Source organism: Parvimonas parva (genome assembly GCF_045866535.1).
In the GTDB taxonomy this organism is placed as follows: domain Bacteria; phylum Bacillota; class Clostridia; order Tissierellales; family Peptoniphilaceae; genus Parvimonas; species Parvimonas parva.
Genome location: NZ_AP038371.1, coordinates 1125972 through 1140359 on the forward strand (window position 1 = coordinate 1125972; position 14388 = coordinate 1140359).

Annotated in this window: 13 protein-coding genes and 1 pseudogene; 5 read left to right on the forward strand and 9 right to left on the reverse strand. The window is 28.1% G+C overall.

The genetic code is table 11. From position 1 onward, the window contains the following. Positions 1–6: 6 nt before the first annotated feature. Positions 7–816: a phosphorylcholine transferase LicD gene (locus tag ACKTSI_RS05580; protein WP_407862670.1), complete on the reverse strand. Its 810-nt coding sequence runs from the start codon at positions 814–816 to the stop codon at positions 7–9. 221 nt (positions 817–1037) lie between these two features. On the opposite strand from ACKTSI_RS05580, the pseudogene ACKTSI_RS05585 reads away from it, so the two are divergent. Continuing rightward, positions 1038–2019: pseudogene (locus ACKTSI_RS05585) on the forward strand (DDE-type integrase/transposase/recombinase). Positions 2020–2074: 55 nt separating this feature from the next. Here the strand turns inward: ACKTSI_RS05585 and ACKTSI_RS05590 are convergent. The 3 genes from ACKTSI_RS05590 to ACKTSI_RS05600 all read right to left on the reverse strand — a co-directional run bounded on the left by ACKTSI_RS05590 (position 2075) and on the right by ACKTSI_RS05600 (position 4389). Then, positions 2075–2971, reverse strand: coding sequence for a glycosyltransferase family 2 protein (locus ACKTSI_RS05590; protein ID WP_407862671.1), 897 nt, complete (start codon positions 2969–2971; stop codon positions 2075–2077). Between the two features lie 118 nt (positions 2972–3089). Then, entirely contained in the window at positions 3090–3884 is a 795-nt protein-coding gene (gene srtB / locus ACKTSI_RS05595) for a class B sortase (RefSeq protein ID WP_407862672.1), read from the reverse strand. A gap of 4 nt (positions 3885–3888) precedes the next feature. Further along, positions 3889–4389, reverse strand: coding sequence for a dihydrofolate reductase (locus ACKTSI_RS05600; RefSeq protein WP_407862673.1), 501 nt, complete (start codon positions 4387–4389; stop codon positions 3889–3891). Positions 4390–4687: 298 nt separating this feature from the next. Between ACKTSI_RS05600 and ACKTSI_RS05605 the strand changes: the two genes are divergently transcribed. Both ACKTSI_RS05605 and ACKTSI_RS05610 read left to right on the forward strand, forming a co-directional pair. Next, on the forward strand, positions 4688–4870 hold the full coding sequence (locus ACKTSI_RS05605) for a hypothetical protein (RefSeq protein ID WP_288868869.1): 183 nt from the start codon (positions 4688–4690) through the stop codon (positions 4868–4870). Between the two features lie 152 nt (positions 4871–5022). Continuing rightward, positions 5023–5538 (forward strand): hypothetical protein, encoded by a 516-nt coding sequence (locus ACKTSI_RS05610; RefSeq protein ID WP_407862674.1) that lies wholly within the window; start codon positions 5023–5025, stop codon positions 5536–5538. A 611-nt stretch (positions 5539–6149) separates the two neighbouring features. Here the strand turns inward: ACKTSI_RS05610 and ACKTSI_RS05615 are convergent. From ACKTSI_RS05615 to ACKTSI_RS05635, 5 genes are all read right to left on the reverse strand, one after another. Then, a complete protein-coding gene (locus ACKTSI_RS05615) occupies positions 6150–7364 on the reverse strand; it encodes an IS256 family transposase (RefSeq protein WP_407862556.1) in 1215 nt (404 codons plus the stop codon). A gap of 118 nt (positions 7365–7482) precedes the next feature. Beyond that, positions 7483–8142 carry a DUF1980 domain-containing protein gene (locus ACKTSI_RS05620; RefSeq protein ID WP_201274947.1) on the reverse strand — a complete coding sequence of 220 codons (660 nt, stop codon included), beginning with the start codon at positions 8140–8142 and terminating at the stop codon, positions 7483–7485. After that, the gene (locus tag ACKTSI_RS05625; RefSeq protein ID WP_068473143.1) at positions 8135–8953 is read right to left on the reverse strand and encodes a metal ABC transporter permease; all 819 of its coding nucleotides are present in this window, start codon (positions 8951–8953) and stop codon (positions 8135–8137) included. The genes ACKTSI_RS05620 and ACKTSI_RS05625 overlap by 8 nt, the downstream gene beginning before the upstream one ends. Beyond that, entirely contained in the window at positions 8946–9617 is a 672-nt protein-coding gene (locus ACKTSI_RS05630; RefSeq protein WP_082713893.1) for a metal ABC transporter ATP-binding protein, read from the reverse strand. The genes ACKTSI_RS05625 and ACKTSI_RS05630 overlap by 8 nt, the downstream gene beginning before the upstream one ends. Next, positions 9617–10720 (reverse strand): metal ABC transporter substrate-binding protein, encoded by a 1104-nt coding sequence (locus ACKTSI_RS05635; protein ID WP_407862675.1) that lies wholly within the window; start codon positions 10718–10720, stop codon positions 9617–9619. Before ACKTSI_RS05635 ends, ACKTSI_RS05630 begins: the two co-directional genes overlap by 1 nt. Before the next feature lie 469 nt (positions 10721–11189). On the opposite strand from ACKTSI_RS05635, the gene ACKTSI_RS05640 reads away from it, so the two are divergent. Both ACKTSI_RS05640 and ACKTSI_RS05645 read left to right on the forward strand, forming a co-directional pair. Beyond that, positions 11190–12596, forward strand: coding sequence for a nicotinate phosphoribosyltransferase (locus ACKTSI_RS05640; RefSeq protein WP_231698829.1), 1407 nt, complete (start codon positions 11190–11192; stop codon positions 12594–12596). 118 nt (positions 12597–12714) lie between these two features. Beyond that, positions 12715–14364, forward strand: a complete 1650-nt coding sequence (locus ACKTSI_RS05645) for a putative manganese-dependent inorganic diphosphatase (RefSeq protein ID WP_288868575.1) — start codon at positions 12715–12717, stop codon at positions 14362–14364. Positions 14365–14388 lie beyond the last annotated feature (24 nt).

Sequence of the window (14388 nt, forward strand, 5' to 3'; positions counted from 1 at the left end):
AATCTCCTAATCTATATAATAAGCTTTAATTTCATGAGGATATACTCTCTTTTCAACAGGTGGAAATTCCATATAATCTCCATAATATTTTCTCAAAATTTCATCATATTTCTTCGGTGCAAAAAAATGACAATCTTCAAAATCAAGCTCTATTAATTCTTCAAAAGGATTATAGTCAAACATATCAACATATTTCCACTTTGAACAACCTATAAGCCCTAAATATTTCCCTCTATCTTTAGCATTTGCTTCAACAATTTTCTTGATTTTCTTAGCAAAATATCTAGGTGAAGCTGGTTTTAAAACTGTCCAGAAAAATCTCCTAATAAAATCCTTTAATTTACTATCACCATATTGAATATTTTCTTTTTTCGAAAAAGATAGAAGTTTAAAACTTTCTAACTTATATATCTTTTCAATTATACTTAAATCATCGAAGAAATCCATAGGAAAAATATCAATAAAAATTCCTGAATCATAAGTCTTATAATTTCTTCCATCTTCAATTCTAGTCTTTGAATTTACAACTTTAATAAAGTTATTATAATATTTGTCATTTAGTTCCAAAGATAAAATTTTATAAATTCCATCATCTTTTGAAAATAAATCTATAAACTTTTCATAGTCTTTTCTAAACATACAAATATCTATATCGTCATCCCAAGGAATAAATCCTTTATGTCTTACTGCTCCAATCAACGTTCCGTAATTTATAAAATATTTTATATCATTTTTAACACAAAAATCATGAACATATTTCAAAATTTCAAGCTCTATGGATTTTATTTTGTCCATAGAAAGATATTTTTTTTCCATTAAGTATTTACTCCTTTTTTCTTTAAATCTTGTAAAAGTAAAAATCTATATAATTTAACATTTAATTTTAACATTAATACAGCTATTCTTCTACCTTTTCTGAAATTTTTATTTTTAAAAATTGTTATGATACAATTGATGTGAGACCAAGGGTACAAAAAAAGAGAATATCCTGTATAATTAAAATAACAAAAAAAATAACTAGAAAGGAACTCTCTTTTATGAATAATATTATATCACAAAATCAAGAAAATATAAAACACAACCAACGTTATATCCCTCATTTACTTCAAACAAGATACCATGCTGTTAAAACTTACAGAAATGGTAATTCTGTTAGCTTTGTTTGTAGAAGATATAAAATATCTAAAGCCTCCCTTATGCGTTGGAATAAAAGATTTGATGGCTCTATTGACTCCCTTAGGGATAAATCTCATAGACCTTTATCTAAACACCCTAATTCTCATACTGATACTGAAATTTATTGGATTAAAAATCTCATTAGAAGAAATCCTAATATTTCTTTGATTGAACTTTATGCTAAACTTAAACTAAATAAAGGTTATACTAGACACCCTTGCTCCCTTTTTAGATTCCTTAGAAAACTTGGCTTTTTTTAAAGATATTAAACAACCTTCCAAACCCTATGTTCCTAAACCTTATCATACTCCTACTAAAATTGGTGTTAAAATGCAACTTGATGTTAAATATGTTCCTAATTCTTGTTATGTTGGTAAATATCCTGACAAATTCTACCAATATACAATTATTGATGAGGCAACTCGTGAAAGGTTTATTTATCCTTTTAAGGAACAATCTTCTTATAGTACTGTTACTTTTGTTAAAATGGCTATTAAACACTTTGGTTATACTCCTGAAATTATTCAAACAGATAATGGCTTTGAATTTACACATTTTAAAGATACTAAAAGAGTTCATCCTTTTGACAAACTATGTAATGAATTGGGTATTAAACATCAATTAATCAGACCTAGAACACCTAGACACAATGGCAAGGTTGAAAGAAGTCATAGAAATGACAATGAAAGATTTTACAGTAATTTATCTTTTTATTCTTATGAAGATTTGGTTGTACAAATGAAAAAATATCTCTATAAATCTAATAGATTACCTATGCAAACTTTAAATTGGCTTTCACCTATTGAAAAACGTAAAGAATTATTAGAATTAAAGGAGAATTAATTCTCCTTTAATTCTAACATACAGGTTATGTTTTTTTATAATTTTTGGTCTCACATCATTTACAAATGTACATTCTGAAATTTTTATTTTTAAAAATTCTCCAAAAGTTTTTCTTGAAAAATCCTAAAACTTCTCTATATTCTTTAATTTCTTTATAATCCTTAATCATTAACATTTTATCAAAAACCATAAAATGGGCATAGGAAAGTCTAAAAAAAGCATATTCCAAAAGAGAAGGAATTTCTTTATTTATATAGTCATAAAAATTCGAATAAATTTCTATGCAATTCATATTTTTTATAGTATATGGCTTTGTCGTAATACTATTTTCTCTGTGAAAATAATAATAATAAGGCTTTGTAGTTACAACATATTTTTTAGCATATTTTACAAGCTCAAATTGATAAAAAGCATCTTCATATATTTTACCTACAGGAAAAGAAATTTTACTAGCAATTTCATAAGTTATAAGTTTATTACAGATGGTGCCAGGAATTTTTTCTCCGATAAAATATTCCTTTAAGAATCTGTCCTTTTCACAACAAAAATAGATTTCTTCCTTACACTGTGGAGATTGATTGTCGGAATAAACATTATAAACCCCACAAACAGATACATCTGCATCTTCAGCTTTTATATTTTTATAAAGTTCTTCAACCATTCCCTCTGCAATATAATCGTCGGAATCTATAAATAATACATATTTTCCTGTAGCAAATTGTATTCCATGATTTCTTGCACTGGATAATCCGCCATTTTCTTTAGTGTAAAGTTTTGCTCTATTTTCATTTTCTACAAATTCTTTACAAATATTTTCGCTATTATCTGTAGCTCCATCATTAACTATAATAATCTCTATATTTTTATATGTTTGATTTGAAATTGACTCCAAACATTTTTTCACATATTTTTCTACATTATATACAGGTACAATAACACTTATCTTGTCCATAATTCTCCTCTATATTAAAACCAAAAATTATAATGTCAATACAAATTATACTATAAATCCTTAAAATTTACAATTTTTCACAAAAAAAATAAAGGAGATGTAAAATCTCCTTAAAAATTTACTTCTCTTTTAACTTTGCAAATAAAATTCTTCTTGCTGAATTATCATTTGGTGTCTTACAAGTTACAAGCATTAAAAGTTTTGTATTTTCATCAATTTTATCAACTTCTTCTTTTGGAATATGTTTAGTTAATTCTTTTTTCATTGCATTTACATCTTCATTTCTCTTTGATGTTAGCTCATACAAAGGCGTATTTGGATCGACTAAATCAACTCCTAAGACTTCATATTCCATTTTTCCTTTTTCCGTATAAAGATAAAATGTTTTATGACTTTCTAAAAATGATTTGTCTTCAAATTTTTGCAATGCATAAAATTTAGTTTTATCCCAAACATTATGTCCAAAAATATAACTAATTCTATCTGAAAAATCAGGTTTATTATACATATCCAAGAACAATGTTCCTGTTACAGGATAAGTTTTTTTATCAAAATCTCTCCAAAGATAGTAATCATTGTCCTTACCTTGAACCAAAGGCTCATCAATATTAGTATCTGGAACTTCCAACCAACCGATTGAATCAGAGTTTAACTTTTTAAGTTCTTCTAAATTTACAACTTTTTTAACAGTTGTATTTTTTTCATTAGCATTAGCTGAATCATCTTTAAAAACAGATTTTTTTAAACTGGATAAGTTTTGTCCTGCTTTATATGATCCATAATAGTCTTTAATTACATTTCCTGCTGAATAAATAAAAAGTCCCAAACATATTACAAATAATATGTTCCAAAACCATTTTTTTCCTTTACTTTGTTTTTTCTTTTTCTTTACAATTACACCTTTATCTTTCATAATCTTATATCCTTTCATAAGTATAGAAAGCTAATTTTGGATTTTCACTTTCTCCATTAATTTTTTCGGTAACTTTCCAAATCTCTTCATCAATTTTAGGAAAATGACTGTCTGCATCTACTATTTCTTTTTCTTCATATTTTGTAATATACATCTTTGAACAAAAATCAATTAATTGCTTATAAATACTCATACCTCCACAAACAAAAAACTTTTCGCTTGGGTTTTCTTTTACAAAAACAATCAAATCTTCTATATTTTTAAATACTGATACCCCTTCAAAAGAAAAATCACTCTTTGTCAACACAATATTTTTTCTTTTGGGAAGAGGCTTTATTTTAAAACTTTCAAAAGTTTTTCTCCCACAAATTATTGAATTTCCACAAGTTTTTTCCTTAAAGAAATTCATATCTTCTTTTAGAAAATATAATAAATTATTGTCTTTCCCTATTGCGTTACTCTTTTCAGTTATTGCAACTATTAAATATAAATTTTCTAATACCATATATTCTTCCTTTTTTATTTTTTTCTTTTTACAATAGTATACCATAATTCCATTATGATAACAAAATTAAAGTAAATTATGGTGAAATAAAATTTTTATTTTAGATTAATCTATTGTAATTCTTATTATATCATATTTCGCCTTAAATTACCTTAAAAAAACTTATCTAAATAAATTTTAGATGAATTTAGAGCAAAGAAGAAACTACAATAACAACCTAAAACTAAATATCACCCAAGCGAAGGAGGTTTCCTAATTACAGGAAATCTTTTTTGTACAAGTCGAAAGGAGGAACTAAATGGCAGAAAATGAGAAAACAGATATTAAAGAAATACAGACAGAAGAACATAAAAGGCCTGATGATATTTTAACAAAGAAGATAAACGGAAAGACCTTTGTAACAGAGATATATTTTGATAAAAAAAGTAAAGAAACATTTCAAGATAAGCTGTTTAAGGTAATACATTCTAAAAAGAATTAATAAACAATAAATAGGTTGACCACTCCTACAATATGAAAAACGAAAAAATAATTGATGCCCGATAAAAAGTGATAGAAAAAATAACTAAAAAGTGGTATAATAAAGTAAAGTATAGTTATACTTAAAAACAAAGTAATTGGAGGAATAGAAAAATGGGTTTATTCGGACTGTTTGGAGGAAAAAAAGAAGTTGAACTAGATAAAGCAAAAAGTGATGGAAACAAGTCGTTGATGAGAGAAATCTTTGATAGGAAAGTAGATAATGGCTCAGAATATAAAATAATCTATGCTTATTCAGAAGATATAGGTGGAGCTAATTTCGCGGTACTTCGTACTGTTTCCTATAAGTACAGAAGTTTTATACTTGGCTATAAAAAAAGCGATTTAAGTTTAGTTTTTCTTGAGGTAAGCCCTGATTTAACTCAGGTTGGTGAAGAACTTCTTTATAGACCACAAGATGTAAAGAAAACTAATTTCACCAAGATGGTAGGTTCCTATTATCTACAATACGGAAACTCATTCAAGAAAGAATTTTTCAACTTTTTTGTTCCTAAGACTATTGACGATATAGTAAATCACGATTGGTATGACGAAGAAACATTCACTTACATTGACCAAAGAGAAGAACACAGTGACTGGGTTGAGTTTTGGAGTAAATTTTGCAACTAAAAGGTAAAGTATAATGAGTATGTTACCAAATTATATTTTGACTTTTATATTTTCAGTGTTTCTCATATATAGCTATATCAATATAAAAGTAAAAAAATCTAAAGTTAGTAACGGATGTCTTTATAAAATAGGCATAGTTGTTGCAGTATTGCTACTTGGAATGTCTATTTACGGTATCCTATTTAATATTCCATTAGGACAAGTGCAATTTTTAATAGAAAATAGCTTCAAATAAAAAATAGATATATGAAACAGTAAATCAAATTCAGTTTGCTGTTTTTTCTTTACTCAAAAATAAAAAGAAAGAAAACGAGAAAATGAAAAACATAGAAGAAAAAAATTTAATGGCAGATGAAGAAATTAAGCATCTCTAAAACAAAGAAGATATTGAGAATGAAAAAAGGTAGTAACGACCTCATTTTAGGGTCTGTAAATAATTTTGTGTATCAACCTAAATCCTGACACAAGGGTAAGGGTTGATACATTTTTATATGTATCAATGTTTGTCCATTCCTATAGGAATGGAGCTTGTCTTAATTTAACACAACTTTAATAAACTGTCAAATTTTTTAAAAATTTGCAGCTAATTTTATACTCTATTTTTAACTTATCTAAAACCTCCCCTCAAAAAATATTGATAATTGCGATAAGATTTGATCCCAACCACGAATTCTACTTGTCCACTTGCTTGAGGCATCTACCATTGCCAAATACAGACTTTTTTGTAGGGCATAGTCATTTGGAAATATGGTTTTATTTTTCGTTACTTTTCTTAGTTGCCTATTGAAGTTTTCCATGGCGTTTGTTGTGTATATTAGCTTTCTTATTCCTTCTGGATACTTGAAATATGTTGATAATTCTGTCCAGTTGTTTTTCCAAGAACTTACACACATTGGGTATTTTTTACCCCATTTTTCTTCAAAGATTCCTAGATTTGTTAATGCTAAGTCTTCGGTTGGTGCTTTGTATACTGCTTTTAGGTCTTTCATCAGCTCTTTGATGTCTTTGTATGACACATATTTAGTTGAGTTTCTTATTTGGTGGATTATACATTTTTGAATTTCTGCTTTTGGGTATACTGCTTCTATAGCCTGGCTAAATCCTGGTAGGTTATCTGTTGAAACTATTAGGATATCTTCAAGACCTCTTTCTTTTAGTTGATTTAATACTAAGAGCCAGTATTTGCTTGATTCATTTTCTCCTACCCACATTCCTAGTATTTCTTTAAAGCCTTCTAGATTGTAGCCTAGGGCAATGTATACTGCCTTTTTGACTACTATGTTGTTTTCTCTTACATGATAGTGTATAGCGTCTAAGAACACCATAGGATAGACTTTTTCTAATGGTCTATTTTGCCACTCTTCTATTGTTGGTAGAATTTTATTTGTTATTTTTGACACCATTGTTTCTGATATCCCAAAACCATAAATATCTTTTATGTGACTTGATATATCTCTTGTTGTCATACCTTTTCCATACATTGATATTATTTGATTTTCTATGTTTGATATGTCTTTTTCGTATTTTTTTAATGCCTGAGGCTCAAAGGATCCTTCTCTATCTCTAGGAATATTTAAATCTATATTTCCATATGATGATTTAACTGTTTTTTTACTTGAACCATTTCTAGTATTTAATGATAGTGGTTTTTCTCCATATTCATAATCTAAATGCTCATCTAATTCTGCTTTTAATAATTGCTCCATTGTATCACCTAAAAGGTCTTTTAAAGCATCTTGTAGATCTTGAACTGTTTCCGGTTGATATTCTTCGATTAACATCTTAGAAATTTTGTTTAATTTTGTTTCTGATCTCTTTCTTGGCATAAAAATTCCTCCTGATTAGTTTTTCTTTACCCTAATCAGGAGGTTTCTATACACAAAATTTTACACAGTCTCTCATTTTAGGTCTATGTACTACCTTTCAATTTAATATAAAATATAATTAATTTTGAAAATGAATTATTTTTCCCTTTGGTTCTATTTCTTTTATGTCTATTAGTTTAAGTTTTACAACTTTTCCACTTTTATAATTATCGATTATTACCTCTCCAACCATTTCATACCATTTTTGTGGCTCAGGATATTTTCCATCTGTAATATACTCAAAACCAATTACGCTGTCATTGTAACAACAACCGGGTCCTTCACGCAAAATTGCATAAATCACTTCTCCTGTATCTTTATCTTCAAATCTACTATTTTGACCTGAAATTCTAACTTTTTTACCAACATATTCATCTTTATTTATATAAATATCATTTACAAGAGCTAAAAAAATTCCGTCAGAAATATTTATTATTCCGTCTTTAGATTCAGCATCTCTTTTTTCATTCAGTTGTTCTTTTGTAAGTTCATCTTTTTTTTCCGGTTTTACATATTCATCTTTTGAATTGTCTTTATTTTGATGTCTTTCAATTTTATAATCATCAGGATTTTGATTTTTATCTGTTCCTGCATTTTCAGGGTCTTTTTTTACAGCACTTTGTATATCATTTTTATTTTCTTTGTTTTTCACAAATTTAGAATTATTGTTACTATTCTCTTTTGAACAAGAACAAAGTAATAAGCAAGATAAAGCTAAGCTAAATATTTTTTTATTCATGAATAAACCTCCCTACTATACTGGCTAAGATAAATAAAACTAAATTAACCAGCACTACACTTGCACCTGTTGGCGTTGAGTATATATACGATAAAGTTATTCCTATGAATAGTGCTATTGCTGAAATTATAACCGAAGAGATGACAACGACTTTATAGCTTTTGAAAAGCCTCATTGATGTCATCGCAGGGAATATAATCAAGCAAGAGATTAACATACTTCCCATAAATTTCATTCCTATAACTATGGTTACAGAAATCAAAATTGTAACTAAAGTATTATATAAATTTACATTTACACCACTTGCCTTTGCAAAGTCCTCATCAATAGTAATCGTATAGATTTTATTATACAACAATATATAAGAAATTAAAACTACTATTCCCAATACAAAGCTGATATACATATCACTTCTTTTCATAATAAGTATACTACCGAATAAGTAATTACAAACGTCAACATTAAGTCCCTTAGTTATTGCAGTAAAAGTTACCCCGATTGAAACGGAAACACAGCTTAAAAGAGCAATTGCAGTATCACTACTTATATTATATTTTTCTCCGTATTTTAAAAGGATAATTCCTGCAATAATTACTATCGGCATAGAAAATTCCATTGGAGAAATATCAAATGAAAGTGCTATTGAAAGTGCTGCAAATGAAACATTTGAAAGTCCAACACCTATCATTGAATATCTTTTTAAAACTAAAGTTATTCCAAGTAATGCAGAACTTATGGAAATCAAAAGTCCAACGAAAATAGCTTTTACCATAAAGGGATAACTTAACATTTCTGAAATTAAACTAATCAAATTTTATTTCCCCCTTTTCAAAACTTTCCAAAACATTGTCTATGACTTTATTTTCTTTTCCTAAAATCAAAGCCTTGTTAGAATATTTAAAAGCCTCTTCGTCATGACTTATCATAACGACAGTAAGTCCCTCTTTATTCAATTTTTCTAAAACTTCATATAACATTTTTCTAACATTTATATCTAAAGAATTTGTAGGCTCATCTAAAAAAATAATTTTTTCAGAAACACAAAGGCATCTGCAAAGCAAAACTCTTTGTCTTTGTCCAATAGACAATGCACTTATGCTCTTATCTTTAATTTCCCAAAGATTTAATTTTTTTAAGTTTTCCTTAACTATATCCTTATCTTTTGAACTGTAAAAAAATTTTGAATAGACAGCTCTTGAAGATAAAACAAATTCCCATATTGTTGATGGGAATTCTTTTTTTAATAAAACTTCTTGGGACATATATCCACAAACTTTAAAATTTTTCACGATATTTCCTGAAGAAATATTTTTTAAACCTAAAATTCCTTTCAACAAAGTAGATTTCCCAACTCCATTTTTTCCTAAGATGAGGAAGAAATCTCCCTCATCAACGGAAAAACTAAGATTTTCAATTATCTTATTATTCTTGTAAGAAATTTCTAAATTCTCACAAGTTAAAATTTTTTCTTTCATTAATTAAGTCCTTCTTTTAGTGCCTCAACATTTTGTTTCATAAGGTCAATATAAGTTACACCCTTATCAAATTCATCTTTTGTTACAGTATGAATTGAGTGTAAAAGTTTAACTTTAGCACCTGAGTCCTTTGCAACAGTTTGAGCCATTTCTCCCTTACCCATTTCTATATGGTAAACAACCGGAATTTTATTTTCCTTTACATAATCAACCATTTTCTTTATTTGTCCGGCACTTGCAGTTGATTCAACACTACAACCTGAAAATAATGCACGATATTCTAAACCTAAATCGTTGAACAAATATCTGAATGGAAATCTGTCGGCAATAACAACTTTTTTGATTTTTGCATTAGTAACAACATCTTTCAATTCCTTATTAACTTCTTCTAATTGTTTAATATATTTTTCTGCATTTTCTTTGTAAAAACTTGCATTTGCAGAATCTTTTTCTATAAGACTGTTTGTAATAGATTTTACCATTGCAATGGCATTTGTTGGAGAAGTCCAAAAATGTGGGTCCAACTCAACTTCTTCTCCATTACCATGATGATGGTGATGATGTTCACCGTCTTTATGTTCATGTTCATGTTCATGTTCATGTTCGTGATCATGGTCATGTTCGTGATCATGGTCATGTTCGTGATCATGGTCATGTTCGTGATCATGGTCATGGTCATGTTCGTGATCATGGTCATGTTTCATTCCTTCGACAGTTTCTTCTTCAAGTTGTTGAATACCATCTGTAAGTTTTACAACTTTTTTGTCTTTCATATCAACACTCTTTGTCAAAGTTTCAACCCATTTATCATGAGAAGTACCACCATAGATAAAAACATCTGCATTTTCAACAGTTTTTATATCTTGTGGAGTTGGACTGAATGAATGAACATCAACTCCCGGCTTTATCATTAATTGTAAATCAATTTTATCCCCTGCGATAGCTCTTGCTATATCATATTCTGGAAAAATTGTCGTTACAACTTTTAATTTATTTTTAGAATTATCTTCTCCTTTTTTATTTTCAGTTTTTGCACTACAACCGGTTAAAAATACTACCCCTGCTAAAGATAAACCAAAAATTTTTTTTAAAATATTTTTCATATTATTACCCCCTATTTGAAAAAATTTTGAAGTTAGAAAATTTAAAATGTTTCTAACGCCTCTATATTGTAACACAAAAACAAAAAATAATCTATACAAATAAGAATAATTTTTATTTACAAATTTATAAATAAAAAGATCGACTAAAAATCGACCTTTTCTATTAAAATATTATCTTATTGCACAAACAATAGCTAATATGGTAACAATATTAATACAATTTTTAAATTTTAAAAGTTTTTTACAAATAATAACCTTATCTTATATAAATTTATAATTCAATTTATATTGTTACAATTTAATTATGGTAGTTTTAAATAAAATAAAAGATGTATTTTTAACCTTTAAAATATAAAATTTTTGTGATATACTTATTAATAAGTATTTAATACATTTATGGAGGTGTATTGTGAAGAGAAATTTTAATGAGTATAATATTTCTATTTTATCAGATTTTTATGAATATACTATGGCTCAAGGGTATTTCAACGAAAAATTGGACAACAAAATTACATATTTTGATATTTTTTACAGAAGTAATCCTGATAATGCAAGTTATGCAATTTTTTCAGGCTTAGAGCATTTGGTTGAAATTCTTAATTCAATGAAATTTAATGATGAAGATATTGAATATTTTAAATCTTTAAATACTTTTGATGATAAGTTTTTGAATTTTTTGAAGAATTTTAAGTTTGAATGTGATATTTGGTCTGTTCCTGAAGGTAGCGTAATCTTCCCTAAAGAACCGATAATGACTGTTAGAGGCCCTGCCGTTCAAGCTCAATTAATCGAAACTATTGCTTTATTAATCATCAATCACGAAAGTCTAATCGCAACAAAATCAAATAGAATAAAGAGAGCCGCAAAAGGACGAGCTGTTATGGAATTCGGAGCAAGACGTGCTCATGGAATTGACGCTGCAGTTTATGGAGCAAAAGCTTCATACATTGCAGGTCTTTGTGGAACTTCAAATGTTTTAACGGGAAAATTATTTGACATTCCTGTTCTTGGTACTATGGCCCACGCTTGGGTACAAATGTTTGATACCGAACTTGATGCTTTTAAAGCATTTGCAAAGTCTTTTCCTAACAACTGTGTTATACTTGTTGATACATATAACACTTTAAAATCAGGTATTCCAAATGCAATAAAAACTTTTGATGAAGTTTTAAAACCAATGGGAATCAGACCGAAAGGAATTAGACTTGATAGTGGCGACTTGGCTTATCTTTCAAAACAAGCAAGAAAAATGTTAGATGATGCAGGCTATGAAGATGCACAAATAGTCGTTTCAAATTCTCTTGATGAATATACAATTAGAGATTTGTTACATCAAGACGCAAAGATTGATTCATTCGGTATCGGAGAAAGACTTATAACTTCAAAGACTCACCCGGTTTTTGGTGGCGTTTATAAATTAGTTGCAGTTGAAGAAGACGGAAAAATTATTCCTAAGATAAAAGTTTCAGAAAATGTTGATAAGATTACAACACCGGGCTTTAAAAATCTATACAGAATTTACGATAGAAAAACAAATAAAGCTGAGGCTGATTTAATTACATTGTTTGACGAAAAAATTGATGAAACAAAACCTATTTCAATTTTCCACCCAATCTATACTTGGAAAACTACAACTTACGAAGATTATATTTTAAGACCTATGTTAAAACAAATTTTTAATAAAGGAAAATTAATTTACGATTTACCCGATATTGAAGAAGTTAAAAAATATTGTGAAAGTGAAGTTGAAAGCCTTTGGGAAGAATTTAAAAGATTTGACAATCCACATATCTACAAAGTTGACCTTTCTAAAGATTTGTGGGAATTAAAAAATGATTTATTAAAACAAACAATTGAAATGTCAAAGAAAAATTAGAACCTTTTGGTTCTATTTTTTTAGCATAAAAAATTATTGACAATTTTATCAAATTTTGTTACCATACTGTATATTATAATACTAAACACTAATTAGTATAAATTTAGGAGGAGCTACTTTGGATAAAAAAGAAAATGTCTTTATAATCGGTCATAGAAATCCGGATACCGACTCAATCTGTTCTGCAATTTCTTATGCATATTTAAAAAATAAAATAGAAAATTCAAACTACATACCAATGAGAGCCGGAGAAATCAATGAAGAAACAAGTTTTGTATTAAAACATTTTAATTGTAAAGTTCCGGACCTAATCACTGATGTTGGAACGCAAGTCAAGGACTTGGAGATTTCTTCTGTAGATGGAATATCAGAAAATATTTCATTAAAAAAAGCATGGAATATTATGGAAGATAAGTTCAAAGCAACTCTTGTTGTTACAGATAAAGATAACAAATTGGACGGAATAATTACACTTGAGGACATTGCAACTTCATATATGAATATTTACGAATCAAATACACTTGCTACTGCAAGAACACCTTATGAAAATGTAATCGAAACAATCAACGGAACTTTGATAACCGGCGATGTAAATCAAATTATAGAAAAAGGAAAAGTTTTTATTGCAACTGCAAACCCTGACCTTATGGAAGAATATATAGAAAAATATGATGTTGTAATAACAGGAAATAGATATGAATCACAACTTTGTGCCATTGAAATGGGTGCGTCTTGTATAATCATCTGCGAGGGTGCAAAAGTTTCAAAAACTATCACAAATCTTGCAAAAGATAGAAATTGTTTGATTATAACAACAAATTTTGACACTTTTACTGTTGCACGTTTGATCCATCAAAGTATTCCTGTTAGTTTTTTCAAGCAAAAAAAGAATTTAATAACTTTTAAACTAGACGACTTTACAAACAACATAAAAGACATAATTACTAAAAACAGACGCCGGGATTTCCCTATTTTAAAAGATGACGGAACATATATCGGTATGATTTCAAGAAGAAATTTAATCTCCCCAAAAAGAAAAAAGGTTATAATTGTAGATCATAACGAGGTTTCTCAAGCGGTTAAAAATATCGAAGAGGCTGAAATTTTAGAAATTATAGACCACCATAGAATTGGAACCTTAGAAACAGTGGCGCCAGCTTATTTCAGAAACCAACCCGTTGGTTGTACTTCAACTATAATCTACCAAATGTTTGTAGAAAACAATGTAGAAATTCCAAGAGAAATAGCAGGTTTAATGTGTTCGGCAATAATTTCCGATACACTTCTTTTCCGTTCTCCAACTTGTACAGCACTTGATGAGCAAACGGCTAAAAAACTTGCAGAAATTTCTAAAATAAATCTTGAAGAATATGCTTTTAATATGTTTAGAGCCGGTAGCGACCTCGCTCAAAAAAGTGCTGAAGAAATTTCAAAACAAGACTTTAAGAAATTTACGATTCAAGATGTGTCATTTGGAGTTGGACAAATAAATTCAATGGACTATGATGAAGAAAAAGTTATTTCTGAAAAATTAAGTGAATATCTTCAAAAATTTAGAAAAGAACAAAATTTAGATATGATATTCTTTATGATTACAAATATTTTAGATAGAAATACAAGATTAATCTACTTCGGAAAAGATAGCAAGGAATTAGTTGAAAAATCATTTAATGTAGAGGCAGGAGAAAGCTCTTGCATATTAAAAAATGTAGTTTCAAGAAAAAAACAATTAATTCCTCAATTTGCAATAACATTACAAGGAGAATAATATTACGACATAAAAACAGCGACT

What these genes read in the sequence shown, in the direction of transcription:
- ACKTSI_RS05605 (WP_288868869.1), top strand. Translation starts at nt 4,688, where the DNA reads ATGGCAGAAAATGAGAAAACAGATATTAAAGAAATACAGACAGAAGAA.
- ACKTSI_RS05620 (WP_201274947.1), bottom strand. Translation starts at nt 8,142, where the DNA reads ATGAATAAAAAAATATTTAGCTTAGCTTTATCTTGCTTATTACTTTGT.
- ACKTSI_RS05630 (WP_082713893.1), bottom strand. Translation starts at nt 9,617, where the DNA reads ATGAAAGAAAAAATTTTAACTTGTGAGAATTTAGAAATTTCTTACAAG.
- ACKTSI_RS05580 (WP_407862670.1), bottom strand. Translation starts at nt 816, where the DNA reads ATGGAAAAAAAATATCTTTCTATGGACAAAATAAAATCCATAGAGCTT.
- srtB (WP_407862672.1), bottom strand. Translation starts at nt 3,884, where the DNA reads ATGAAAGATAAAGGTGTAATTGTAAAGAAAAAGAAAAAACAAAGTAAA.
- ACKTSI_RS05600 (WP_407862673.1), bottom strand. Translation starts at nt 4,389, where the DNA reads ATGGTATTAGAAAATTTATATTTAATAGTTGCAATAACTGAAAAGAGT.
- ACKTSI_RS05635 (WP_407862675.1), bottom strand. Translation starts at nt 10,720, where the DNA reads ATGAAAAATATTTTAAAAAAAATTTTTGGTTTATCTTTAGCAGGGGTA.
- ACKTSI_RS05590 (WP_407862671.1), bottom strand. Translation starts at nt 2,971, where the DNA reads ATGGACAAGATAAGTGTTATTGTACCTGTATATAATGTAGAAAAATAT.
- ACKTSI_RS05610 (WP_407862674.1), top strand. Translation starts at nt 5,023, where the DNA reads ATGGGTTTATTCGGACTGTTTGGAGGAAAAAAAGAAGTTGAACTAGAT.
- ACKTSI_RS05640 (WP_231698829.1), top strand. Translation starts at nt 11,190, where the DNA reads ATGGCTCAAGGGTATTTCAACGAAAAATTGGACAACAAAATTACATAT.
- ACKTSI_RS05615 (WP_407862556.1), bottom strand. Translation starts at nt 7,364, where the DNA reads ATGCCAAGAAAGAGATCAGAAACAAAATTAAACAAAATTTCTAAGATG.